This is a genomic window from Pseudomonas putida, from assembly GCF_001636055.1.
Classification (GTDB): Bacteria; Pseudomonadota; Gammaproteobacteria; order Pseudomonadales; family Pseudomonadaceae; genus Aquipseudomonas; species Aquipseudomonas machongensis.
Genome location: NZ_CP011789.1, coordinates 579511 through 602644 on the forward strand (window position 1 = coordinate 579511; position 23134 = coordinate 602644).

General features: G+C 63.4%; 23 protein-coding genes. 8 read left to right on the forward strand and 15 right to left on the reverse strand.

All coding sequences use genetic code 11. The annotated features are described in order from the left end of the window. Window positions 1-9: 9 nt before the first annotated feature. Together AB688_RS02540 and algB are read right to left on the reverse strand one after the other, a co-directional pair. On the reverse strand, window positions 10-1776 hold the full coding sequence (locus tag AB688_RS02540; protein ID WP_063542014.1) for a KinB sensor domain-containing domain: 1767 nt from the start codon (window positions 1774-1776) through the stop codon (window positions 10-12). Window positions 1777-1784: 8 nt separating this feature from the next. Beyond that, entirely contained in the window at window positions 1785-3131 is a 1347-nt protein-coding gene (algB, locus tag AB688_RS02545) for a sigma-54-dependent response regulator transcription factor AlgB (protein ID WP_063542016.1), read from the reverse strand. 211 nt (window positions 3132-3342) lie between these two features. Between algB and AB688_RS02550 the strand changes: the two genes are divergently transcribed. The 6 genes from AB688_RS02550 to AB688_RS02570 all read left to right on the forward strand — a co-directional run bounded on the left by AB688_RS02550 (window position 3343) and on the right by AB688_RS02570 (window position 8751). Continuing rightward, window positions 3343-4164 (forward strand): BON domain-containing protein, encoded by an 822-nt coding sequence (locus tag AB688_RS02550; RefSeq protein WP_054893343.1) that lies wholly within the window; start codon window positions 3343-3345, stop codon window positions 4162-4164. A 176-nt stretch (window positions 4165-4340) separates the two neighbouring features. After that, window positions 4341-4625 (forward strand): hypothetical protein, encoded by a 285-nt coding sequence (locus AB688_RS02555; protein ID WP_063542018.1) that lies wholly within the window; start codon window positions 4341-4343, stop codon window positions 4623-4625. Between the two features lie 40 nt (window positions 4626-4665). Further along, a complete protein-coding gene (locus tag AB688_RS26015; protein ID WP_028695791.1) occupies window positions 4666-4833 on the forward strand; it encodes a DUF1328 domain-containing protein in 168 nt (55 codons plus the stop codon). Then, window positions 4830-5300: an inhibitor of vertebrate lysozyme family protein gene (locus AB688_RS02560; protein ID WP_063542020.1), complete on the forward strand. Its 471-nt coding sequence runs from the start codon at window positions 4830-4832 to the stop codon at window positions 5298-5300. The genes AB688_RS26015 and AB688_RS02560 overlap by 4 nt, the downstream gene beginning before the upstream one ends. A gap of 738 nt (window positions 5301-6038) precedes the next feature. Further along, a complete protein-coding gene (gltP, locus tag AB688_RS02565; RefSeq protein ID WP_054893340.1) occupies window positions 6039-7376 on the forward strand; it encodes a glutamate/aspartate:proton symporter GltP in 1338 nt (445 codons plus the stop codon). 145 nt (window positions 7377-7521) lie between these two features. Further along, complete coding sequence (locus AB688_RS02570) at window positions 7522-8751, forward strand: nucleoside recognition domain-containing protein (protein WP_054893339.1); 1230 nt, start codon at window positions 7522-7524, stop codon at window positions 8749-8751. Here AB688_RS02570 and AB688_RS02575 read toward each other — a convergent pair. The 9 genes from AB688_RS02575 to AB688_RS02615 all read right to left on the reverse strand — a co-directional run bounded on the left by AB688_RS02575 (window position 8733) and on the right by AB688_RS02615 (window position 18931). Next, complete coding sequence (locus AB688_RS02575; protein WP_054893338.1) at window positions 8733-9359, reverse strand: ABC-type transport auxiliary lipoprotein family protein; 627 nt, start codon at window positions 9357-9359, stop codon at window positions 8733-8735. The genes AB688_RS02570 and AB688_RS02575 overlap by 19 nt on opposite strands. Further along, the gene (locus AB688_RS02580; RefSeq protein ID WP_063542022.1) at window positions 9356-10294 is read right to left on the reverse strand and encodes an MlaD family protein; all 939 of its coding nucleotides are present in this window, start codon (window positions 10292-10294) and stop codon (window positions 9356-9358) included. The genes AB688_RS02575 and AB688_RS02580 overlap by 4 nt, the downstream gene beginning before the upstream one ends. Before the next feature lie 2 nt (window positions 10295-10296). After that, window positions 10297-11091, reverse strand: coding sequence for an ABC transporter ATP-binding protein (locus tag AB688_RS02585; RefSeq protein WP_063542024.1), 795 nt, complete (start codon window positions 11089-11091; stop codon window positions 10297-10299). Beyond that, on the reverse strand, window positions 11088-12209 hold the full coding sequence (locus AB688_RS02590) for an ABC transporter permease (RefSeq protein ID WP_054893335.1): 1122 nt from the start codon (window positions 12207-12209) through the stop codon (window positions 11088-11090). The genes AB688_RS02585 and AB688_RS02590 overlap by 4 nt, the downstream gene beginning before the upstream one ends. Window positions 12210-12321: 112 nt before the next feature. Next, a complete protein-coding gene (locus tag AB688_RS02595) occupies window positions 12322-13344 on the reverse strand; it encodes a DUF5924 family protein (RefSeq protein ID WP_063542026.1) in 1023 nt (340 codons plus the stop codon). A gap of 88 nt (window positions 13345-13432) precedes the next feature. Continuing rightward, the gene (locus AB688_RS02600) at window positions 13433-14839 is read right to left on the reverse strand and encodes a M16 family metallopeptidase (protein WP_063542028.1); all 1407 of its coding nucleotides are present in this window, start codon (window positions 14837-14839) and stop codon (window positions 13433-13435) included. A gap of 37 nt (window positions 14840-14876) precedes the next feature. Beyond that, on the reverse strand, window positions 14877-16535 hold the full coding sequence (locus AB688_RS02605) for a Na/Pi cotransporter family protein (RefSeq protein WP_054893333.1): 1659 nt from the start codon (window positions 16533-16535) through the stop codon (window positions 14877-14879). A gap of 244 nt (window positions 16536-16779) precedes the next feature. Continuing rightward, window positions 16780-17550, reverse strand: coding sequence for a TerC family protein (locus AB688_RS02610; RefSeq protein WP_054893332.1), 771 nt, complete (start codon window positions 17548-17550; stop codon window positions 16780-16782). Between the two features lie 73 nt (window positions 17551-17623). Then, entirely contained in the window at window positions 17624-18931 is a 1308-nt protein-coding gene (locus AB688_RS02615; RefSeq protein ID WP_054893331.1) for a CitMHS family transporter, read from the reverse strand. A gap of 268 nt (window positions 18932-19199) precedes the next feature. Here AB688_RS02615 and AB688_RS02620 point away from each other — a divergent pair, with 268 nt between their 5' ends. Continuing rightward, complete coding sequence (locus AB688_RS02620) at window positions 19200-19601, forward strand: GFA family protein (RefSeq protein WP_063542030.1); 402 nt, start codon at window positions 19200-19202, stop codon at window positions 19599-19601. 38 nt (window positions 19602-19639) lie between these two features. Here AB688_RS02620 and AB688_RS02625 read toward each other — a convergent pair whose 3' ends face one another. Further along, window positions 19640-20419, reverse strand: a complete 780-nt coding sequence (locus AB688_RS02625; protein WP_054893329.1) for an exodeoxyribonuclease III — start codon at window positions 20417-20419, stop codon at window positions 19640-19642. Between the two features lie 80 nt (window positions 20420-20499). On the opposite strand from AB688_RS02625, the gene pyrE reads away from it, so the two are divergent. Further along, window positions 20500-21141: an orotate phosphoribosyltransferase gene (pyrE, locus tag AB688_RS02630; RefSeq protein ID WP_054893328.1), complete on the forward strand. Its 642-nt coding sequence runs from the start codon at window positions 20500-20502 to the stop codon at window positions 21139-21141. A gap of 141 nt (window positions 21142-21282) precedes the next feature. On the opposite strand, the gene AB688_RS02635 is transcribed toward pyrE, so the two are convergent. From AB688_RS02635 to AB688_RS02645, 3 genes are read right to left on the reverse strand one after another with little or no spacing between them, the layout of a single operon-like run. Beyond that, complete coding sequence (locus AB688_RS02635; protein ID WP_232233654.1) at window positions 21283-21921, reverse strand: DUF799 domain-containing protein; 639 nt, start codon at window positions 21919-21921, stop codon at window positions 21283-21285. Between the two features lie 17 nt (window positions 21922-21938). After that, on the reverse strand, window positions 21939-22307 hold the full coding sequence (locus AB688_RS02640; RefSeq protein WP_054893326.1) for a DUF4810 domain-containing protein: 369 nt from the start codon (window positions 22305-22307) through the stop codon (window positions 21939-21941). A gap of 39 nt (window positions 22308-22346) precedes the next feature. Next, the gene (locus AB688_RS02645; RefSeq protein ID WP_054926178.1) at window positions 22347-23027 is read right to left on the reverse strand and encodes a CsgG/HfaB family protein; all 681 of its coding nucleotides are present in this window, start codon (window positions 23025-23027) and stop codon (window positions 22347-22349) included. Between the last annotated feature and the right edge of the window lie 107 nt (window positions 23028-23134).

Consider the following 23134-nt stretch of genomic DNA (forward strand, 5'->3'; position numbering starts at 1 on the left):
ACAGGCGCCTCACACCGGCAGGGCCATGTAGAACTGCGTCCCCTGCCCCGGCCGAGAGAACACGCCCATGCGCCCGCCATGCAGTTGCACGATTTCCTTGCACAGGGCCAGGCCCAGCCCCGCGCCACCCTTCTTGCGTCCGACCTGCACGAACGGCTCGAAGATTCGCCCTTGCTGGCCATAGGCAATGCCTTCGCCGTCGTCCTCGACGCTGATGATCACCCGCTCGGCATGCCGTCGTGCGTGCAGGCGAATGTGCCCGCCACTGGCGGTGTGGCGGATGGCGTTGTGCAGCAGGTTGTCCAGCACCCGGTCGATCTGCGCAAGGTCGACCTGGATGTGCGGCAAGGGAGGCTCCAGCTCGCTGACCAGTTCGATCTGCTTGTGCGCCGCCGACTCGGCGAAGCGTGCCCGGGCACGCTCCAGCAGGTCATCGAGTGTACAGGGCGCCAGTTCCAGTTTCTGCAGTCCGCTCTGGTAACGAGAGAAATTGAGCAGGTCGTTGATCAGTTGAGTCAGACGCTGCATTTCTTCGCCGATGGTGTCGAGCAGATCGTTTTCCCGCGCTTCGGGCGGGAACGAGACCCGCTCGCGCAGCAGGCCGAAAGCCATATGCATGCCGGTGACCGGGGTGCGCAGTTCATGGGAGGCACGCAGGACGAACTCGCTGCGTACGCGCTCGAACGCACGCTGTTCGGTCACGTCATGCAACACCATCACCGCGCCGAGAATCGGCCCTTGCGGGTGGCTGACGGGTGTCAGACTGAAGGTCAGCAGACGGGTCTCTTCTTCCACCTCGATGCTCAGGTCATCCGGTGGCCGGTCCAGGCTGCCGCCGCGCAGCACCTGGCGCATCTGTTGCTCCAGCTCCGGGCGGTTCAGGGCTTCGGCCAGGTTGCTGCCAAGCCGCGAGGCATTCCAGCCCAACTGCCGTTGGGCCACGGGGTTGAGGTGTTCCAGGCGACCTTGGCGATCGATGATCAGTAGGCCATCGTCGATGCTGTCGAGCACGGCCTGCAGGCGCTGTTGGCCGGCCAGCAGCTCATCGACATTGGTGGCCTGGTGCTTGCGCAGGGCGTCGGCCATCAGGCCGAAACGGCGGGTCAATTGGTTGAGTTCGGTGGCTTGGGTCACAGGTAGGGTAACGTCGAAGTTGCCTTGGCCAACCTGGTCGGCTGCCTTGGCCAAGGCCTCGATCGGCTGGCCGAAGCGACGCGCGATGTTATGCGCGGTGATGAAGCCCAGCACCACCACCGCCAGGCCCATCAGGCCCAATGCACCACTGACCAGCAGGGCATGATCGCGAGCATGTTCTTCGCTGCGGGAAATGTGCTCCAGCGCCTGCTTGTGCGAGTCGATCAGGTCGGTACGGACCTGGTTGAACGCGGCGCCCAAAGGGTCGTCGACGCCCATGCTGCGCGACGGTGAGGTGCTGTCGCGATAGGCCTGGAGGAAGGTCTGGTAGTTGCTGCTGGCCTTGCTGAATCCGGTGCGTTCACCGCCCTGTTCGAGGCCTGCCACCAATAGCGCCTGGAAGTTTTCCTGCAGGCTTGCCAAGCTTTTCGGATCGGTATCTGGATCGAGTATCAGGTTCAACTGCTCGCCCAGGTTCTGCCGCAGCTTCAGCCCGACTTCCAGGGTATGGGTGGTGTCACGCACCAGCTTTTGCTGCACCGCTGCCATCTGCAGCACGCTGATCAGCCCCAGCAGCAACCCCAGCAACGCTACCGTCACCAGTGCCGAGATGCTCAGGAACAGCCGCGTGCGCAGCTTCATGGGCCACTTCACAGGTTGTACTGCTTGCGCTTGCGGTACAGGGTGGAGGCATCGATACCGAGGGTCTTGGCGGCCTGGTCGAGGGTATCGCTGGCTGCCAGGACGGCACCGATGTGGGCGCGCTCCAGCTCATCGAGACTCAACGCTGCGCCAACCTTCGCGGCGTTGCCGGTGGGCTGCTCGCCCATCCCCAGGTGGCTGATTTCCACGCGCTCCTGCGGGCAGATGATGCTGGCGCGCTCCACCACGTTGCGCAGTTCGCGGATGTTGCCCGGCCAGCGGTAGTTGAGCAGTGCCGCACGGGCCTCGTCGCTGAATCCCCGCGCCGGGCGCGAATACTCCTTCACGAAACGGGCGAGGAAGCGATCGGCGAGCGTAAGGATGTCCTCGCTGCGCTCGCGCAGTGGCGGCAGGTGCAGGGTGATGACGTTGAGGCGGTACAGCAGGTCTTCACGGAAGCGGCTCTCGCGCACCATCTCCTCAAGGTTGAGGTTGGTTGCGGCGAGGATGCGAACGTCCGCCCGACGGGTGACCGGATCGCCGACCCTTTCGTATTCCTTGTCCTGGATGAAACGCAGCAGTTTGGGCTGCAGGGTCAGTGGGAAATCACCGATTTCGTCGAGGAACAGCGTGCCGCCGTCCGCCTGGCTGACCCGCCCGAGCGTGCTCTCGCTGGCGCCGGTGAAGGCGCCACGGGTATGACCAAACAGTTCGCTTTCCATCAGCTCGGCGTTCAGCGAGGGGCAGTTGATGGTCACGCAGGCCTTGCGTGCGCGCTTGCTCCAGCCGTGAATGGCGCGGGCCAGTTCGCCCTTGCCGGTGCCGGACTCCCCCAGGATGAGGATATTGGCATCGGTGGTCGCCACCTGCCGCGCGGTTTCCAGCACCGCCATCATTTGCGGGCTGTGGGAGTCGAGACCGTCCTTGGGCTTGCGCACTTCGCCTTCCAGCGCTTCCAGGCGCGCCGACAGTTGGCGCACCTCCAGTTGCTTGGCGGTGGCCAGGCGCAACTGATCGGGGCTGCAGGGTTTGACCAGATAGTCGGCAGCGCCGGCCTGGATGGCATCCACTGCGGTATCGATCGCCGAGTGTGCAGTGACGATCACCACGCGCATCCAGGGCGCCTGGATGCGCATCTGGGCCAGCACGTCTAGGCCGTTGTCCTCTCCCAGGCGCAGGTCGAGGAAGCACAGATCGAACACCTGGCGTTGCAACAGGGTCTCTGCCTGAACGGCACTGTTGGCCGTGGCGACGCTGTAGCCCTCGTCTTCGAGGCAGTAACGGAAGGTGCGCAGGATCGCGGACTCGTCGTCCACCAGCAGAATGCGGCCTTGCTTGTCCTGGGCTGGTTCCATTTTTCCTGCGCTCCTATGGGATTGATCTCAGTTAGTGTCGGAAAAATCGGGCAAGTTGCATGGTCGATTCTGAAGGATTCCGTCCTGTGCATGCTAGCTGTTGCTCTGTTTATTGGCTAACAGATTGAAATAAATAGATTTTCCAGCATTTGTGACGCTGGCATGCAGGTTGCGAGGTTGGTTGGATTTGTTACGAAAAAGGAGAAGTGCCATGCCTTTGTTCCCACGTCATTGCGCCCTGGCTGCCGGCCTGCTGCTGGCAGTCGGTCCCGTTGTCGCCGACCCGTTGCAGGATGCACGGCTGGAGGGCGCCGTGCAGACTGCGGTTTCCCTCAACAAGGTACTCAATCCGTTCCGCATAGAGGTGCAGGTGGAGGGGCAGCAGGCCCGCCTCAGCGGTGAGGTGGAAAATCCTGTCGAGCGCGACCTGGCCGAGCGTGTCGCCTTGGCCACCCGCGGTATCGAGCGGGTGGATAACCGTCTGCAGGTCAATGCCGAGCTGGCGGAGCAGCCGCTTGAGCGGCGTGCCTACGCCCAACGCCTTGAGGACGCCACCTTGACCGCGATCATCCGCGCGCGCCTGCTCTGGAGCCGGGTGACGGAAAAGGCGCCAATCGAGGTCGAGAGCCGCGAGGGCGTGGTGACCATGCGCGGTCGCGTCGACAACGTCGAGGCCAAGGAGCTGGCCGGGGTCATCGCCCGTACCAGCGAGGGCGTGTACCTGGTCAACAATCTGATCAGCCTGGATTCCGCAGCCATGGCCCAGGCCCGTGAAAATCCGCCGACTGTTCCGACAGGGCCGCAGCCCAGCGATGCCTGGATCATCGACAAGGTACAAAGCAGCTTGCGCTACAGCCGTAATCTCGACGGGCCGAACATCAAGGTCGCGAGCCAGGAAGGCCTGGTGCGACTGTCTGGCGAGGTGGTCAGCCAGGAGCAGAAGACCATCGCCGTGCAGATTGCGGGGCAGATCCTCGGAGTACGGGGCGTGGATGCGGACCTGCTGAAGGTGGCGAGCAAAGTGGAAGGTTGAATCGTGCAAAACGCACGGCGTGCAGCAAGGCATCGTGCAGGATACGTCCTTGCTGCATTTTCCATTTGCGCATAACTGACTGATTTATAAAGATTTTTTTGAGATTAAAAAGCTGGCATGCAGGCTGCAATAACTCCCTCAAGGTTTGGATAACAAATACAGCAGGAGGAGCCGGCATGAATCGCCAATCAGTCAACCGTTCGCAGGACGCAGCGCTGCCCGTGCATCAGTTTCTGTACCTGGCGATGGCACTGGTACTGACCCTCGCCGGCGGCCTGTTCTATCACAGCTGGCAGACCGCGCGCCTGGCCGACCAGGTAGCTGCTCAGACTGCGTTGTTGACGCAATTGAAGACGAATCACGCCACCACCCTGGTCAAGGCGGCACAGCCGCTGCCTTCGGCCAATGCTTCGCCGGCCACCCTGGAAAACATCGTTCCTCAGGAACGCTGGGTGTTCTAGTGCCACACCGACCCTATCCCGAAAAGAAAGGAGAAACACCATGCTGAGCTGGGCTATCACATTCCTGATCATCGCCATTGTCGCCGCAGTGCTGGGCTTCGGTGGTATCGCCGGCGCCGCAACGGGTATCGCGAAGATCCTGTTCATTGTCTTCCTGGTCCTGTTCGTCGCTTCCTTCTTCTTCGGACGCGGTAGAGGACGCCCATGAGCAGGATGCTCTTTAACGCCCTGGTCACCGCCCTGCTCGTGGGCGGTGGCTCGGCGGCGATGGCAGCCAATGACGGTCAGGTACGGGCTAACCAGTTGCTGGGGTCGGACCCGGAATACCGCCAGACCTGGCAGAAGACCATAAAGAATGAAGAACGCCTGCCCGAGTGGGTGATCAACCTCAGCGGCAGCTCTGCGCAGCAGATGTCTGCGGTGACCGAGGACGGCGACAAGTATCTGGTCGGCCCTCTCTGCGAGTCGGACGACAACTGCACGTACAAGCGCCTGATCGTTGCGTTCAGCTGGGACAAGGATGAAGCCTACGGGATGCTCGTGGAGGTTCCCGAAGGTCTGCCCTCAGACAAGTCGCCGACCCGCCATGCGGATTATCGCTGGCTGGGCGAGCCGGATGACGGCATGAAGAAGCTGCTGCAGGAGCAGCTCAAGCGCGATCCGAACTGGTACTGACCTACGGTCGCGCACCTTAATCGGATGGACGTTGAACGTATTTACCGTTGCGTCGTCCATGATGCGCCGCCTCGAGGAGAGGCAGCACATGACCAGGGGGCCGGGCTGTTCTGATCGCGTCAGGATCGGAGTGGCCTAGGGGTACAGGGAGTACCTCCGACGAGGGCCGGGTCAGGAGAGACAGCATCGGAAGATCCAGGTCAGTGGTGTCGGAAAAGGCACTAACACTCGACCTGGCTTCCGAAGCGTCCTTACAGAAATTTCCCTTCCAGAACGTACTTGTACGATTTTTCTCTCAAGACACATTTTGTCGTAACCGTATATCGAATTTTTTTCCCCTCGATTGCGCTGTGCGCAGGGTGTGTTTTCTCCCATTCGGATTGTCGAACAACCCTCCACCACCCTCGAACTGATCCAGTCGTTTCTGCCTAAAAATGGCGGTTTGGTCTTGTTCGGAAAACCGAACGCCTGGATTTTTTGGCCGCTGAATTGGCCGATTTGCTGTCTTTTGCTATGCCGATTCGGCATGGGGTAGTCGTTTCCGGCATTAGACTGGCCCTGTCCACGTCGCAATAGTTGCCGCCTTTTTAGCTGGCCCGAGCGCTCGTTCGCTCGCTGGCGTTGACCTGAGAACAGGGTCGCCAGACGGAAGCCAATCGCTGCCCGTGACGTTGCCAAAGGCTCTGGGACGCGCTTTTCCGATCTGCTGGCCATGACCACTACAACAAAGGTAACGACATGAAGAAGGCAAAACTGAGCCTCGCCTGGCAGATCGTGATCGGTCTCGTCCTGGGCGTTGCAGTCGGCGCGCTACTGAATCATTTCAGTGCAGAAAAGGCATGGTGGATCAGCAACGTCCTCCAGCCCGCCGGCGACATCTTCATTCGCCTGATCAAGATGATCGTCGTCCCGATCGTGATTTCGTCGCTGATCGTGGGCATCGCCGGGGTTGGCGACGCGAAGAAACTGGGCAGCATCGGCCTGAAGACCATTCTCTACTTCGAAGTGGTGACCACCATCGCCATCGTCGTCGGTCTGGTACTGGCCAATGTGTTCCACCCAGGTGCCGGCATCGACATGAGCACCCTGGGCACCGTCGACATCTCCAAGTACCAGGCCACGGCGGCCGAGGTACAGCATGAGCATGCGTTCATCGAGACCCTGCTCAACCTGATCCCATCGAACATCTTCGCAGCGCTGATGCGTGGCGAGATGCTGCCGATCATCTTCTTCTCGGTCATGTTCGGCATGGGCCTCTCGAGCCTCAACGCCGACCTGCGCGAGCCGCTGGTGCGTACTTTCCAGGGTGTGTCGGAGACCATGTTCAAGGTCACCCACATGATCATGAACTACGCCCCGATCGGCGTATTCGCCCTGATCGCCGCGACCGTCGCCAACTTCGGCTTCGCCTCGCTGCTGCCGCTGGCCAAGCTGGTGTTGCTGGTGTACTTCGCCATCGCCTTCTTCGCCTTCATGGTGCTGGGCCTGGTGGCACGCGTGTTCGGCTTCTCGATCATCAAGATCATGCGCATCATGAAGGACGAGCTGATCCTCGCCTACTCCACCTCCAGCTCCGAGACCGTGCTGCCGCGCGTGATCGAGAAGATGGAGAAGTACGGTGCGCCGAAGTCGATTTGCTCCTTCGTGGTACCGACCGGCTACTCGTTCAACCTCGACGGTTCGACCCTGTACCAGAGCATCGCGGCGATCTTCATCGCCCAGCTGTACGGCATCGACCTGTCGATCAGCCAACAGTTGCTGCTGGTGCTGACCCTGATGGTCACCTCCAAGGGTATCGCCGGTGTGCCGGGCGTCTCCTTCGTGGTGCTGCTGGCGACCCTAGGCAGCGTGGGCATTCCGCTGGAAGGCCTGGCTTTCATCGCCGGTGTCGACCGCATCATGGACATGGCCCGTACCGCACTGAACGTGGTGGGCAACGCCCTGGCCGCCGTGGTGATCGCCAAGTGGCAAGGCATGTACGACAGCGCCAAGGGCGAGGCGTACTACAACTCGCTGTTCCAGGCCAACGGCAAGAAAAAAGAAGCGGTGGTGGCGGGCAAGACCGTCAACCAGTAGACCTCTGGTTGCAAGCAAGAGCCCCGACCCGTCGGGGCTTTTTGCATTGTGGCGTCCGACACCACCCCTGTCGGCCGCTCTTGCAGGGATCGGATTCAGGGCGCCTTATGCGATATCATTCGGGCATTTTTCAGGGGGATTGCAGATGCTCAACGGCCTCTGGCTCGGCTTTTTCGTGGTAGCGGCCATCTCCGCCCTGGCCCAGTGGCTGGTCGGTGGCAACGCGGGAATCTTCGCCGCGATGGTCGAGAGCATCTTCGCCATGGCCAAGCTGTCGGTCGAGGTCATGGTCCTGCTGTTCGGTACCCTCACCTTGTGGCTGGGCTTTCTCAAGATTGCCGAAAAGGCCGGTATCGTCGAATGGCTGGCCAAGGTTCTCGGCCCGCTGTTCGCGCGTCTGATGCCGGAAGTGCCGCCTGGCCACCCTGCCCTGGGCCTGATCACCATGAACTTCGCTGCCAACGGCCTGGGCCTGGACAACGCCGCCACGCCCATCGGCCTGAAGGCCATGCGTGCGCTGCAGGAGCTCAACCCCAGCAGCACCACGGCGAGTAACGCGCAGATCCTGTTCCTGGTGCTCAACGCCTCGTCGCTGACCCTGCTGCCGGTCACCATCTTCATGTACCGCGCCCAGCAAGGCGCTCCCGACCCGACGCTGGTGTTCCTGCCCATCCTGCTGGCGACCAGCGTCTCGACCCTGGTCGGCCTGCTGTCGGTTGCCGTGATGCAGCGCCTGCGCCTGTGGGATCCGGTGGTGCTGGCCTACTTCATCCCCGGCGCCCTGCTGCTCGGTGGCTTCATGGCGTTTCTCGGCACGTTGTCGGCGGCTGCGTTGGCGAGCCTGTCGTCGATCCTCGGCAACCTGACGCTGTTCGGCGTGATCATGCTGTTTCTGGTGATCGGTGCGCTGCGCAAGGTGAAGGTCTACGAGGCCTTCGTCGAGGGCGCCAAAGAAGGCTTCGACGTCGCCAAGAGCCTGTTGCCCTATCTGGTCGCGATGCTGGTCGCAGTGGGTGTGCTGCGTGCCTCCGGGGCGCTCGAGCTGGCGCTGGGCGGCATCCGCCATGCGGTCGAGTGGATGGGTGTGGACAGCCGCTTCGTGGAAGGCCTGCCCACGGCACTGGTCAAGCCGTTCTCCGGCAGCGCGGCGCGGGCGATGCTGATCGAGACCATGCAGACCCACGGCGTCGACAGCTTCCCGGCGCTCGTGGCCGCGACCATTCAGGGCAGTACCGAAACCACCTTCTACGTGTTGGCGGTGTACTTCGGCGCCGTGGGCATCCAGCGCGTGCGTCACGCAGTGGGCTGCGCGCTGCTGGCCGAGCTGTCCGGGGTGATCGCGGCGATCTTCGTCTGCTACTGGTTCTTCGCCTGAGCCTGCATCCGTGAGGCCTGGGCGACTGTCCAGTCCACCACCTGGCGCGCGAGCTGGTCGCTGGCAGCGCCAAAGCCGCTGACCACTGCCGGCACCTGCTTGTCGGCCAGTGGCTGGAGCACCTCGAAGCGTTGGCTGGCAAGGATGCGCTGGCTGCGCCCTTGCACCAGCCGCGCGTCGTAGCGGATCAGTACCTGCACCCCGTTTTCGCGGTATTCGCTCTGGAACGCTTGCAGCTCACCCGCCAGCTCGTAGTCGGCCTGCAGATTGCTGTCATCGGCGCTCAGGCGCTGCACCCGGCCGTCCCGCTGGAAGGCATCGAGCAGGCGATTGCGCACCAGCAGTGGCACCGGATCGCTCCAGCGCGCGCCCTTGTAGCTGCTGATCACGTCGCCTTGCGCAATCACGGCGATACGCGGCCCGGCCAGGACTTCGCTGGCCAGCGGCTTGTTCAGGCGCAGCGACCAATCCACGGGTGTCGCCGGGCGGCTCTGCTGGTTCACCGGCAGGCGATAGATATCGGTGGGCTCGGCCTGTGGCAGGATCGAGCAGGCGCTGGCCAGGCTCAGCAGGCTGCCTGCGGCGAGCAGGCGAAGGGACGGCCTCATGGCTGGAACTCCTTGGTTGGGTCGCGGCCCAGCAGGTAGCCGCTGGGGTCGGCCTCCAGGCGCCGGGAGATGCCCTTGAGGGCATTGAGGGTTTCGCGCAGCTCGCGGATTGCCGGGGCCAGCTGATTCAGGCCTTGGGCGCCGTCGTCGAGCGCCTCGCGGTTGTTCTTGAGCAGGTCATTGATGGTCGCGGTGCTCTGAGCCAGCGACTGCATGGCCTGCTCCGCGCTGCCGAAGGCTTGCTTGCCCTCGCTGCCGAGCAGGCCATTGGCGTTGCGCATCAGCGCCTGTGTCTCGGCCAGGGTGGCGCTGGCCTGTTTGCCGACCTGGCCGAGTTGTTCGATGGCCTGGGCGATGCCGCCCTTCTGGCTGGCGAAGGCACCGGTAGTCTGTTCGAGGTTGGCCAGGGTGTTGCTCAGGCGTTCGATGTTGTTTTCCGAGAACATCTGGTTGGCGTTGTGCAGCAGCAGGTTGATGTTGGTCACCAGGTCGCTGCTGTCGTTGAGCAGGCGTGAGATCGGCGACGGCGAGGCGACGATCACCGGCAGCTGTCCGCCCTTGCCCTTGAGCGATGGGCTCTGCGGCGTGCCGCCGCTGAGCTGGATGAACGAGTTGCCGGTCACCCCGGCGAGCGTGAGCTTGGCCTGGGTGTCTTCCTTGACCGGTGTGTCGGCGCTCAGGCGGATGCGCGCCAGTACCCGGCGCGGGTCCTGCGGGTCGAGGCGCAAGGTGCTGACATCGCCGACCTTGATGCCGTTGTACTGCACCGCGCTTCCCCGGGACAGGCCCGAAACGGCCTCGTTGAACACCACTTCATAATCTTTGAAGGCATCGTCGACGCTGGATTTGGTCAGCCACAGGCCGAACAGCATGGCGCCGGCCACGACCAGCACGGTGACCAGTCCGATGAGGACGTGATGAGCTCGGGTTTCCATCGTCAGTGCTCCTGTCCCGCGCTTGCGGCTGCCTGTTCGGCTGCACGTCCGCGCGGGCCGTGAAAGTATTCGTGAATCCAGGGATCGTCGGTGCGTTCGACCTCGGCCAGCGGGCCTGCGACCAGTACCCTCTTCTGCGACAGCACCGCCACCCGGTCGGTGATGGTGTAGAGGGTGTCCAGGTCGTGGGTGATGAGGAACACCGAAAGCCCGAGGGCGTCGCGCAGGGTCAGGATCAGTTGGTCGAATGCCGCTGCGCCGATCGGGTCCAGGCCTGCGGTGGGTTCGTCGAGGAACAGGATGTCCGGGTCCAGTGCCAGCGCGCGGGCCAGGGCCGCGCGCTTGATCATGCCGCCGGACAGCGAGGCCGGGTACTTGTCGGCGGCGCTGATCGGCAGCCCCGCCAGCGCCAGCTTGACCCCGGCCAGGTGTTCGGCGTCGGCGCGTGACAGCCCGGCATGCTCGATCAACGGCAACGCGACGTTCTCGGTGACGGTCAGTGACGAGAACAACGCGCCCTTCTGGAACAGCACACCGAAGCGCCGTTCCACCTGCGAGCGTTGGTCGTCGTTCAGCGTGGCCAGGTCCTGGCCGAACACCTTCACCCTGCCCTCGTTGGGCCGACGCAGGCCAATGATGCTGCGCAGCAGCACCGACTTGCCGCTCCCCGAACCGCCGACCACGGCGAGGATCTCGCCGCGGTACAGGTCCAGGTCGAGGTTCTCGTGCACGCTCTGACTACCGAAACGGTTGCACAGGCCACGGGCTTCGATCACCGCTTCACGTGTGCCACTCACCAGCCCATCTCCATGAAGAACAACGCAGCCACGGCATCCAGCACGATGACCACGAAGATCGACTGCACCACTGCCGAGGTAGTGTGGGCCCCGACCGACTCGGCGCTGCCACTGACCTTGAAACCTTCCAGGCAGCCGATGGCGGCGATCAGGAAGGCGAAGAACGGCGCCTTGAGCAGGCCGACCAGGAAGTGCTGCACGCCAATGTCGCTCTGCAGCAGCGAGAGGAACATGGCCGGCGGGATGTCCAACGACAGCGCACAGACCACCGCGCCGCCGACGATGCCGCAGACCATGGCGACGAAGGTCAGTAGCGGCAAGGCGATCAGCAGCGCCAGAACCCGCGGCACCACCAGCAGTTCGATGGGGTTCAGGCCCAGGGTGCGGATGGCGTCGATCTCCTCGTTGGCCTTCATCGAACCGAGCTGCGCGGTGAAGGCGCTGGCCGTGCGCCCGGCCATCAGGATCGCGGTGAGCAGTACGGCGAATTCGCGCAGGAAGGAGAAGGCCACCAGGTCGACGGTAAAGACCGTCGCACCGAAGTCGGCCAGCACCGTGGCCCCGAGAAAGGCCACTACGGCGCCGACCAGGAAGGTCAGCAAGGCGACGATGGGCGCGGCGTCCAGGCCTGTCTGCTCGATGTGCGCGACCACCGGGGTGACCCGCCACTTGTGTGGTTGCAGGAGCCGAGTGGCGAGGGTGGCGAGGATCAGGCCGACGAAACCGAGTAGTTGCCGGGTGTCCTGCCAGAGCGTGTCGACGGCGCAGCCGATGCGTGCGAGCAATTGCAGCAGGACCGGTTGTTCGGCTTCCTTGATCGGGATGCAGTAGTCCTGCACCGAGCCATACACCGTCCTGAGCAAGGCTCGGCTGGCCTCGGGGAGCTCGTCGGTGCAGTGCGACAGGCGCTCGGCGCCCAGCAACTCGGCCAGCAGCGAGGCACCGGCGGTGTCCAGGCGCCCAAGCTGGCTGAGGTCGGCGATCGTGTCAGCACCGTACTGGTCGCGCAGGCGCTCGCTGTCGCGCTTGAGGCTGGTGTAGTGGGCCAGGGTCCAGTCGCCAGCGATCAGCAGGCGCGCGGGGTGCTGGCGGGTGTCGAGGGTGGCGCTGGGCTCCATGCTTCTGACTCTGCACGACGGCGGTGGGTCAGATCATAGCCTGTTGCAGCGGCGGTGGCTTCAATCGCGGGGCAAGTCGCAACGGCGATGGAGGCGACGCGATGATGAAGCTTCACCCCGCCGGTACATCCTCGACCACCTTGAAGCGCAGTACGCCGATCACCTGGCCATCCTCGGTCAGCACCCGCACCTGCCACTTGCCCACCGGGTTGGGCGGGAAGTTCTGCTTGTGGGTCCAGGCCCGGTAGCCTTCCTTGCGCCCACCGTGGATGTCCAGGGCGATGCGGTCGACCTCTTTACCGTCCTGCTGCCACACGTGATAGATCCGCTCGTTCAGCCCGCGCGGGGCGTTGATTGCGGTGTAGGCGTACAGCCCTGCGCTGCGAATGCGGCTGGCGGCGATCTCGTCCAGCGATTCGCCGGGCTGGCGGTCCTGCAGCTCGGTGGTCACCGCCACTTCGGTCATCCACAGGGTCGCCGGGGGCACCCATGAGCGCAGCAGCCAACCGCCTCCGCCCACGGTCAGGGTCACCAGGACCAGCGCCACGGCGCGGCGCCAGTTGTTGATCGGGAAACTGCTGGCCAGGCTCGGGAATGACAGCGCCATGGCCGCGATCAGCGCCAGCTTGAAGCTCTGTGCGGTGGTCAGGTGCAGGATGATCGGCAGCGCCGTGAGCAGCGCGGCGAACAGGGTCAGGGTGTGCAGCGCGAGGAACAGCCAGCGCCGCGGTGCGAGCCATTTGTAGTACAGCGGATCGACGATGGAGATCAGCCCGGCTGCGCCGAGCAAGCCGGTGAACACCAGCTGGCCGCTGTTCCAGGTGGTGGTGATGAAGAAGAACGGCAGGACGAAGAACAGACTTTCCTGGTGGATCATCTGTGTGGCGTAACGCAAAAGTGGCTGCGGGATTTCGCGCTTGAACGTGCGTGCGAACAGTCCCGTCAGGGTGTTCTCGAGCATCAGCCAGACCCAGCTGATCAGCATCAGCACGGCGATCCAACTGGCGAGGCCGGCCTGGCGGTCGACCAGGATGAAACTGCCAATGCCGGACAGGAAGCCGCCAAGGGCGATGACCCCGGGGTAGCGTTTGAGCAGTTCGATGATGCGTTGGACGATGTGGGGTATGGGAGGCATGGGGATGGGCAGCGATAAGGGGTGACTGTTCTGGCCTCTTCGTGGGCAAGTCGCAATGGCGAAGAGGCCGAAACAGGATACCGCCGAATCAGCTGTCCCGTGTAGCGCCGCTGGGGCGATCCGCCGGCTGGCGCCTTTTGCGGATCAGCCCGATGGCGAGTATCAGCCCCAACCCCAGCGCCACCAACCCGTACAGCTCGTCATAGCCCAGCAGTGGCTTCTCGATGCGCAGGTAGCCAGGTTCCTTGAGCAACAACCGCAGCGCCTCGTTGGCCTCCTTCAGGCTGACCTTGCGCAGTTTGCCGATCGGGTCTGCGAAACGGCCGTCATCGTAGTCGTTCAGCGCGCCCCAGTAGTAGTCGGCCAGTGCGCTGTTGCCCTGGGTGGTCCAGCTTTCGCGGGCAATCGCGGCCTCCTTGAGGCGGGCAAAGGTGTCTGCATCCAGGCCGTGCTTGCGCAGGTGCTCGAACAGGTCCTGCAGCACTTTCACCGCTTCGTCGATGTCCTGGCGCTCGAGATCGGCGTTGAAGCTGAGCATGCCACTGTCGCCGAAACTTTCACGCCGCACGGAGGGGCCGTAGGCCAGGCCGTGGCGCAATCGCAGTTGATCGTACGCAGCCCAGTCGAGGTAGCGCGAGAGCAGCTCGAGGGTCTGGTCGTGATTGCTGTCGAGTACCGGCTCGATGAACAGCCAGTGCAGCCTGGCGGTGTCACCCAGCCAGCCACGGGTCAGGTCGCGGCGTTGCTCGGCCTGCTGGCTGATGCTGTCGAGGTTGCGCCGCTCGCCTGGCTCGGTGGCTGGCAGCTCGCCGTAGGTACGCTCCAGATAGGCCGGCAGCAGGCGGTCGAGGCCACCGACGACGATCAGGCTCATGTTGTTGGCGGCGTACCAATGCTCGCGCATGGCCTGCACCTGTTTGAGGGTCATGCCGTCGATATCCGAGCGCTCCGGGCATTTGAGCCCCAGTTCCACGGCAAGCTGGTCGCTGGCCGGGTGGCCGATGTCCTGGCGGTCCAGCCAGCGCTGCAGGTGGCCGTAATGGCCGCCGTCCTCGCGCTCGATGATTTTCTTGGCGGTGGCCAGGGCCTTGGCATCGATCTTCGTGTCCCGCACCGCCGCCAGCAGCAGGTCGAGCACCTTGCGCTGGTTGCGTGCCGGCGCCTCGATGACGAAGGTGGTATCGGCGGCGCTGGTGAAGGCGTTCCACTCCCCGCCCAGCGCCTGCAGGCGCTCTTCCAGGCCGCCTTCGCCGGTCTCGTCGATGCCGCTGAACAGCAGGTGTTCGAGCAGGTGCGGCAATTCGCGCTGGTTGCACTCGAAGTCGTCGAGGCCCACGCCGACCACAAGGCGGATCGACACATGGTCGCGTTCGTACCCAGACTTGAGAATCACCTGCAGGCCGTTGGGCAACAGATAGCCTTCGACCCGCGAGCGGTCGAGGGCGAACGAGGGCAGGCTGCAGAGGATCAGGCAAATGAAGGTCAGGCAACGCATGGGCGGGCTTCCGGGCCGGTCTCCAGGTGTGCGGGGGTCAGGACAGGCGGGCGTCGTCCGGCACGCTGTCGAGCAGAAGCCCGCCGGTGTCCGCGCCGCCCAGTACCACATAGGCACTGCTGCAGAACAAAGAGTTCAACCGCTTCATGTCGGCGATCAGCTCCAAGTGTAGCGAACTGGTCTCGATACTCTGCACCACCTTGCGTTGCAGGCGACTGACATGGGCGTGGGCCAGGCGCCGTTCCTGGGCGCGGAAGCGGCGTTTCTCGCGCAACAGCAGGCGTGCGCTCTCAGGGTCGGCGCTGAGGAACACCGACAGGCCCAGGCGCAGGTTGGCCAGCAGTTGCTCCTGAAGGCCCGTCAGTTCTTCCAGGCCGACCTGGGAGAACTCCCGGCGTTGTGAGGTCTTCTGCTGCTGCACCTTGCGCAGCATGCGCTCGATCAGGTCGCTGGCCAGCTTGAGGTTGATCGACAGTTCGATGATCTCGGCCCAGCGCCGGTTGTCCTGCTCGCTCAGGTCCTCGCGTGACATCTGCGCCAGGTACAGCTTGATGGCGCTGTACAGGGCCTCGGCGTCCTCGCCCAGGGCGCGGGTCTGTTGTGGCAGTGCGGTCTGGCTGCCGCGCAGGGCGCCGAGCATGGCCTCGAGCAGGCTGTCGACGATGTCGCCCAGGCGCAGGGTCTCGCGGGCTGCGTTGGCCAATGCCAGGCTGGGGGTTTCCAGCGCCGAGGCGTCGAGGTGCCGGGGCTTGACCTGGCCGTTGGCGACTTCGCGTTCGGGTAGCAGGGTGGTGCACAGGCGCCCCATAGGTTTGACCGTAGGCAGCATGACCAGGCAACGCAGGGTGTTGTAGAGCAAATGGAAGCCGATCACCAGCTCTTGCGGGCTGAAACTCAGCGAGTCCATCCAGTCCACCAGCGGGTGCAGCACCGGAATGATCAGCAGCAGGCCGATCAGCTTGTACAGCAGGCTGCCCAACGCCACGCGACGCCCGGCAGCGTTCTGCATGCGGGCGCTGATGAAGGCCAGCATTCCACTGCCGATGTTGGCGCCGACCACCAGGCCGATGGCCACCGGCAGGCTGATCACCTCGGCACCGGCCAGGGTCGCGGTGAGCAGCACGGCAGCGAGGCTGGAGTAGGTGATCATGGCGAACAGGGCGCCGACCAGGGCGTCGAGCAGGATATCGCCGGTCAGCGAGGCGAACAGCACTTTCACACCCTGTGCATGGGTGATCGGCGCAGCAGCCTGCACGATCAGTTCAAGTGCCAGGATGATCAGGCCCAGGCCAATGGCCACCCGGCCCATCTGGCCGAGGCGCGTCTGCTTGCGCGACAGGAAGAAGATCACCCCGACGAACACCAGCAACGGCGACAGCCACGACAGGTCGAAGGTCAGCACCCGCGCCATCAGCGCAGTACCCACGTCGGCACCGAGCATGATCGCCAGGGCTGGGGTCATGGCCATCAGGCCCTGGCCGACGAAGGAAGTGACCAGCATGGCGGTGGCGTTGCTGCTCTGCACCACGGCGGTGACGACGATGCCAGCAATGAAGGCCAGCGCACGACGGTCCATGTTCTGGCTGAGCACGCGGCGCAGGTTCGAGCCGTAAACCCGAAGAATACCGGTGCGCACGATATGCGTGCCCCAGACGAGCAGCGCCACGGCGGAAAGCAGGTTGAGCAGGGTGAGCATGTTCGAGGCCCCCTTATTACCGACGCCCCAGTGCGGGGCCAATGGGTGAAGCCGTGAGCCTGGCCCGGGGGTGGGCGTTGTATTCAGTGCTCACTGAAGCTTTAGTTGTTTTGCGCGGTTGTCGCCAGCTTGGCATGGCGGGCATTTATTTGAAACATTTCTGTCACAAGCATGTTGGGTGGTTCAGGGCCAGTCCAGACAAACGAAAAAGGCCCCGAAGGGCCTTTTCAGTGACGTCCGGTACTTACTGACCCGGAATGTCCTTGCGCAGTTTCACCGGATCATGCTCCTTGCCTTCCTTGCGCGCCATTGCAGTACGCATGCGGATGTTGATCGCTTCCACCGCCAGCGAGAACGCCATGGCGAAGTACACATAGCCCTTCGGCACGTGCACGTCGAAGGACTCGGCGATCAGCACGGTGCCGACCACGATCAGGAACGACAGCGCGAGCATCTTCAGCGACGGGTGCTTGTCGATGAAATCGCTGATGGTGCCGGCGCAAAGCATCATCACCAGCACGGCGACGATGATCGCGGCGATCATCACCGGAACGTGCGAGACCATGCCCACCGCGGTGATCACCGAGTCCAGCGAGAACACGATGTCGATGATGGCGATCTGGATGATGGTGTAGAAGAACTTGCCGCCAGCGCCTTTGGGTTCGTCGCTGCTTTCCTCCTCACCCTCGAGGCCGTGGTAGATCTCCTGGGAGCTTTTCCACAGCAGGAACAGGCCGCCGAAGAACAGGATCAGGTCGCGCCCCGAAATGCCCTCGCCGAAGACCACGAACAGGTCGTCGGTCAGGCGCATTACCCAAGTGATCGAGAGCAGCAGCATGATCCGGGTGACCATCGCCAGCGCCAGGCCGAAGATCCGCGTGCGCGGCTGCATGTGCTTGGGCATGCGGCTGACCAGGATCGAGATCATGATGATGTTGTCGATCCCGAGCACGATCTCGAGTGCGGTCAGGGTGAAAAAGGCAACCCAGATTTCCGGGCTGGTCAGCCATTCCATGTGTATTCCTTCGAACGATGAAGGCGACGCGCCCGGGAGAGCGGGCGTGTCGCGGTGGGGTGGTGCTCTTGTCTTACAGACTACTGATCAGTGGGAAAACTCCCATGAGCAAGGCGGCGAGCATTATGCACAGGCACACCAGAACTGCCCACTTGAGGGTGAAGCGCTGGTGATCGCCGAATTCGATCCCTGCCAGGGCTACCAGCAGGTAGGTGGAGGGTACCAGCGGGCTGAGCAGGTGTACCGGTTGTCCGACGATCGACGCACGGGCCATTTCCACCGGGGTGATGCCGTAGTGGCTGGCGGCTTCGGCCAGTACCGGCAGCACGCCGTAGTAGAAGGCGTCATTGGACATGAAGAAGGTGAACGGCATGCTGACGATCGCGGTGATGGCCGCCAGGTACGGGCCGAGCGCATCCGGGATCACCGCCAGCAGGCTCTTGGACATGGCCTCGACCATGCCAGTGCCGGACAGAATGCCGGTGAAGATACCGGCGGCGAAGATCAGCCCGGTCACGGCCAGCACGCTGCCGGCGTGGGCTGCGATGCGGTCCTTCTGCTGCTGCAGGCAGGGGTAGTTGACGATCATGGCGATACTGAAGGCGATCATGAACAGCACCGGCAGCGGCAGCACGCCGGAGATCAGCGCGACCATCAGGGCAGCGGTCAGGGCGCCGTTGAACCAGATCAGCTTGGGGCGGCGCGCTTCGGGGAACTGCGACACGCTGATTTCGCTGTGATCGATGTCGTCGGTCGGCAGGTGCAGCTCACCCAGGCGGGCACGCTCGCGCTTGCCGTACATGTAGGCGATGGCGAGGATCGCCAGCACACCGAAGGCCATGGCCGGGATCATCGGCACGAAGATGTCCGACGGGTCTACATGCAGCGCGCTGGCGGCGCGAGCGGTCGGACCACCCCAGGGGGTCATGTTCATCACGCCACCGGCGAGGATGATCAAACCGGCCATGATTCGCGGGCTCATGCCCAGGCGGCTGTACAGCGGCAGCATGGCGGCGCAGCAGATCATGTAGGTGGTGGCGCCGTCACCGTCGAGCGAGACCACCAAAGCCAGCACGGCAGTGCCGACCGAGACTTTCAGCGGGTCGCCCTTGACCAGCTTGAGGATCTTGCGCACGGCCGGGTCGAACAGGCCGGAGTCGATCATCAGGGCGAAGTAGAGGATGGCGAACATCAGCATCACGCCGGTGGGCGCGAGCTTGCTGATGCCTTCGAGCATCATGGGGCCGATCTTGGCGGAGAAGCCGCCGAACAGGGCGAAAATGATCGGTACCAGGATCAGGGCGATCAAGGCCGACAGGCGCTTGGTCATGATCAGGTACATGAAGGTGATGACCATGGCAAAGCCAAGGAAGGTCAGCATGGCGGTACTCCAGGCGTGGCGCGGCGAAAGGACGGACGATTCGAGCGGATCAGCGCGTCAGGCGCTGTGCATGGAATAGCGGGAGGGGTACTGCAGGAAGGCGGGCACAGGAAAACATCGGTATCACCATTGTTGTTGTTGATTGGGCCGGGTTCGTACGTAATGCCGACACCCTGGCTGGCCGGTCTGTCGCCGGTGGTGGCGCTATCCTAGGGGGGTAAGCTTTCAGCCAGCTTTCGCCTCGATGAAGGCGACAGGAGGTCGTTTCATGAATGACGTACAGGAAGGCGGGTGCCATTGCGGTGCCTTGCGCTACCGGCTGGAGGGCGATCTGACGGATGTCGCCCACTGCCACTGCTCGATCTGTCGACGGGTCAGCGGCGGGCTGGTGGTGACGTGGCTTACCCTGCCGCGCAAGGGTTTCCAGTGGATGGCGGGCGAGCCGAAGCGCTATGTGGCGCCGGCCAGTTGTACACGGTTCTTCTGCGGCGACTGCGGCGCGCATGTGGCGCTGGAGACGACGCATAGCCCGCTGAGCATCGATGTGACGGTGGCGACGCTGGACCGGCCAGAGCAGGTGAGGGCCAGCCGGCATATCTGGACGGGCAGCCGGCTACCCTGGCTGCACCTGGATGAGGAGCTGCCTGGCGAGGTGGAGGAGAGTCCGTAACGAAATGCGGGGGCCTGATCAAAGGCCCCCCCAGGTCTTCAGATGGTCAGCGTCCAGTCGTAGTCGACGATCAGCGGCGCGTGCTGCGAGAAGCGTGGCTGGCGCGGCAGGCGAGCACTGCGCACGAAGCGGCGCAGACCCTGGGTGAGGATCTGATAGTCGAAGCGATAGCCCAGGTTGAGCATCTCGGCCTGTTCGTTGTCCGGCCACCAGCTGTACTGGTCACCTTCGCGGCTGACTTCGCGCAGGGCGTCGACATAGCCCATCTCGCCGATGATCGCGTCCATCCAGGCGCGTTCGGGCGGCAGGAAGCCCGGCGATTGCTGGCTGTCGCGCCAGTTCTTGATGTCGAGCTTCTGCTGCGCCACGTAGAACGAGCCGCAATAGATGTATTCGCGACGCTTGCGACGCTGCTTGTCCAGGTACTTGGCGAAGTCGTCCATCAACTTGAATTTCTGGTTCAAGTCTTCGTCGCCGTTCATTCCCGAAGGCAGCAGCAGGCTGGCGATGCTTACCTTGTCGAAATCTGCTTGCAGGTAGCGCCCGTAACGGTCGGCCGTCTCGAAGCCCAGGCCGGTGATGACTGCCTTGGGCTGCATCCGCGAGTAGAGCGCCACGCCACCTTGGGCAGGCACCTCCGCTTCGCAGGCATAAAGGAAATAGCCATCGAGCTGGAAAGCTGGGTCGTCGAGTTCAAAGGCCGAGGCGCGGGTATCCTGAAGGCAGATGACGTCGGCATTCTGGGCTTGCAGCCAGCTGAGCAGTCCACGCTCGGCCGCAGCCTGAATGCCATTCACGTTCACACTGATGATCCGCATAAATGGCCCCAAAAATCTCGTGCGTGTATGATACCCGAGCTCAACTCATTTAGCTAAATCCGTGGTGTCCGGGACTTTTCATGCAGCCGTATCAGCGCGACTTCATTCGTTTTGCCATCGATCGCGGCGTTCTGCGCTTCGGTGAATTCACCCTGAAATCGGGGCGTACCAGCCCGTACTTCTTCAACGCCGGGCTGTTCAACAGCGGATCGGCCCTGGCCCAGCTGGGGCGCTGCTATGCAGCCGCGATCGTCGACAGCAAGATCCCCTTCGACGTGCTGTTCGGTCCCGCGTACAAGGGCATCCCGCTGGCAGCGGCCACGGCGGTGTCCCTGGCCGAGCAGCATCAGCTCGACGTGCCATGGTGCTTCAACCGCAAGGAGGCCAAGGACCACGGCGAGGGCGGCAGCCTGGTCGGCGCCCCGCTGGCCGGTGACGTGCTGATCATCGACGACGTGATCACTGCCGGTACCGCCATCCGTGAGGTCATGCAGATCATCAAGGGCCAGCAGGCCAAGGCCGCAGGCGTACTGATCGCACTGAACCGCGAAGAGCGCGGCAATGGCGAGCTCTCGGCGATCCAGGAAGTGGAGCGTGATTTCGGCATTCCGGTGGTCAGTATCGTTTCGCTGACCCAGGTACTGGAGTTCCTGGCCGACGATCCTCAGCTCAAGCAGCACCTGCCGGCGGTCGAGGCCTATCGGGCGCAGTACGGGATCTGATCTCGGACCGGTAATGAAAAAGGCGACCCATGAGGGTCGCCTTTTTCATTGGATCGGCGGTGGATCGTTCGCGGGCAATCCCACTCCCACAACGGCGGTAAACCTCTGTGGGAGCGGGCTTGCCCGCGAAGCGGTCGCCGCTTAGTCCGTGCCGTACTTCGGCGAACGCGGCCCATACAGGATCCCGCCGTTCGGGTTCGGCGACAGCAGGCGGGCACTGGTGATACCGGCGATCGGGTAACCTGCGTCTTCCTGCACGCTGCTGATGACCTGGTTCACTGCCGCAGTGATCAGCATGCCGATCAGGCCGCCCTGGTTCTGCCGGCCTTCTTCGCTGGAGGCGGATGCAGTACCGGTCCACAGCGTGGTGCCGGACTTCAGGTCGACCAGCTTGGCACTGGCGGTCACGATGGTTGCGCTGCTCAGCACCATGTAGCGGGTGCCGTAGTCGCTGACGGTCACGTACAGCGCCGCATCGGCGCCGAAGATCTCGTGCAGCTTGGCCATCGGCAGCTCATGGATGTCAGCCGGGGTGGTCATGCCGTTCTGGCGGAAGGTCTCGGCGACCAGCGCCACCGGCATCACGTAGTAGCCGGCTTCGGCCAGCGGGTAGGTGACCTGCGCGAGCATGCTGTAGCTGGCCTTGACGTCCGGCGAGTTGTTCAGCGGCGGCACGATCAGGATCGACTTCGGGCGGCTCTGCTTGAAGGCCGCGTAGTCGGTGGTCTTGCGCTCGGCACAGCCGGCGAACAGGGCCAGCACGCAGGCGCCGACGATCAGTTGGGTAAGGCGCTTGATCACTGCTTCGCTCCTTGCGTGGCGTTCTTCATCAGGAAGTCCATGTACGCCGCCGACTCAGGGAACAGCGCCTTCTCGGTGCGGAACTGCTGGATCATCTGGTCGTCCTTGCCCAGGCTCGAGTAGAGCAGGCCCAGTTGCGCGTGATACCCAGGAGGGACGGCGCCGTTCTTGGCCTTGATCTTTTCCAGGTCGCGCTCCAGGGCGATGACCTGTTCTTCCTTCGACTGGTCGTTGAAGTATTCGCGTACTTGCGGCTGGTAGCTTTCCCACTGGTACAGCGGCTTCTGCGAGTTGCAACCGACCAGCAGGGCGCTGGCCAGCAGGAGCCCGGCGCCAGTGCGCCAGGCCGAGCGGGTGATGCTCATCTACGTGCTTCCTTGTCGTTGTCGTCTTGCTGCAGGGTCTTACTGCGCTTGCGGCTTCCACTGGCCGCTTTCGACAGCGCCGACCAGCTTGTTCACCGCTTCGCGCATGGCCAGGTCGAGAACCTTGCCGTTGAGGGTCGAGTCGTAGCTGGCGGTACCGCCGAAGCCGATGACTTCACGGTTGGACAGGGCGTATTCGCCGGCGCCCTGGCTCGAATAGACCACTTCGGAGGTGCTGATGTTGACGATGTTCAGCGCGACCTTGGCGTAGGCAATCTGGGTCTTGCCGCGACCGAGGATGCCGAACAGCTGGTGGTCACCGACTTCCTTGCGGCCGAATTCGGTAACGTCGCCCGTCACCACGAAATCGGCGCCCTTCAGGCGCTGGACCTGGCCTTTGATTGCGGCTTCCTGCTGGATCTCACCCATGTTGTCGCGGTCCAGCACGTTGAAACGGCCGGTCTGCTGCAGGTGGGTGATCAGGATGGTCTTGGCCTGGCCGCCGAGGCGGTCGACGCCGTCGGAGAAGATGCCGCGCATGTAGCTCGAACGGTTGTCGAACTTGCCTACGGCGATCGGTGCACGCACGCCGCTGTACGGGCGGCTGACGCTCTCGACCTGTTGTACGGCCACGGCGGTGGAAGTTTCGGTAGCGCAGCCGGCGATGGACCCGAGCGCGACGGCAGCTGCCAGCACGAGTCCTTGTGATGCGTATTTCACGCGAGTTCTCCAGGTAAATAGCAACTATTTGCAACGGGCGTGCATTCTGCCACGTTGTGTCGGCAGCCTAGAGAGAAAGTTGAGGGCGGGACAGAGAAAAATAATGG

Bases quoted from the DNA above. Each gene is read 5' to 3' on its own strand.
- AB688_RS02615 (WP_054893331.1), bottom strand. From the start codon at position 18,931: ATGCTGACCTTCCTTGGCTTTGCCATGGTCATCACCTTCATGTACCTG.
- pyrE (WP_054893328.1), top strand. From the start codon at position 20,500: ATGCAGCCGTATCAGCGCGACTTCATTCGTTTTGCCATCGATCGCGGC.
- AB688_RS02595 (WP_063542026.1), bottom strand. From the start codon at position 13,344: ATGCCTCCCATACCCCACATCGTCCAACGCATCATCGAACTGCTCAAA.
- AB688_RS26015 (WP_028695791.1), top strand. From the start codon at position 4,666: ATGCTGAGCTGGGCTATCACATTCCTGATCATCGCCATTGTCGCCGCA.
- AB688_RS02620 (WP_063542030.1), top strand. From the start codon at position 19,200: ATGAATGACGTACAGGAAGGCGGGTGCCATTGCGGTGCCTTGCGCTAC.
- AB688_RS02625 (WP_054893329.1), bottom strand. From the start codon at position 20,419: ATGCGGATCATCAGTGTGAACGTGAATGGCATTCAGGCTGCGGCCGAG.
- AB688_RS02590 (WP_054893335.1), bottom strand. From the start codon at position 12,209: ATGGAGCCCAGCGCCACCCTCGACACCCGCCAGCACCCCGCGCGCCTG.
- AB688_RS02540 (WP_063542014.1), bottom strand. From the start codon at position 1,776: ATGAAGCTGCGCACGCGGCTGTTCCTGAGCATCTCGGCACTGGTGACG.
- AB688_RS02555 (WP_063542018.1), top strand. From the start codon at position 4,341: ATGAATCGCCAATCAGTCAACCGTTCGCAGGACGCAGCGCTGCCCGTG.
- AB688_RS02560 (WP_063542020.1), top strand. From the start codon at position 4,830: ATGAGCAGGATGCTCTTTAACGCCCTGGTCACCGCCCTGCTCGTGGGC.
- AB688_RS02580 (WP_063542022.1), bottom strand. From the start codon at position 10,294: ATGGAAACCCGAGCTCATCACGTCCTCATCGGACTGGTCACCGTGCTG.
- AB688_RS02570 (WP_054893339.1), top strand. From the start codon at position 7,522: ATGCTCAACGGCCTCTGGCTCGGCTTTTTCGTGGTAGCGGCCATCTCC.
- AB688_RS02550 (WP_054893343.1), top strand. From the start codon at position 3,343: ATGCCTTTGTTCCCACGTCATTGCGCCCTGGCTGCCGGCCTGCTGCTG.
- AB688_RS02600 (WP_063542028.1), bottom strand. From the start codon at position 14,839: ATGCGTTGCCTGACCTTCATTTGCCTGATCCTCTGCAGCCTGCCCTCG.
- algB (WP_063542016.1), bottom strand. From the start codon at position 3,131: ATGGAACCAGCCCAGGACAAGCAAGGCCGCATTCTGCTGGTGGACGAC.
- AB688_RS02610 (WP_054893332.1), bottom strand. From the start codon at position 17,550: ATGGAATGGCTGACCAGCCCGGAAATCTGGGTTGCCTTTTTCACCCTG.
- AB688_RS02640 (WP_054893326.1), bottom strand. From the start codon at position 22,307: ATGAGCATCACCCGCTCGGCCTGGCGCACTGGCGCCGGGCTCCTGCTG.
- gltP (WP_054893340.1), top strand. From the start codon at position 6,039: ATGAAGAAGGCAAAACTGAGCCTCGCCTGGCAGATCGTGATCGGTCTC.
- AB688_RS02575 (WP_054893338.1), bottom strand. From the start codon at position 9,359: ATGAGGCCGTCCCTTCGCCTGCTCGCCGCAGGCAGCCTGCTGAGCCTG.
- AB688_RS02605 (WP_054893333.1), bottom strand. From the start codon at position 16,535: ATGCTCACCCTGCTCAACCTGCTTTCCGCCGTGGCGCTGCTCGTCTGG.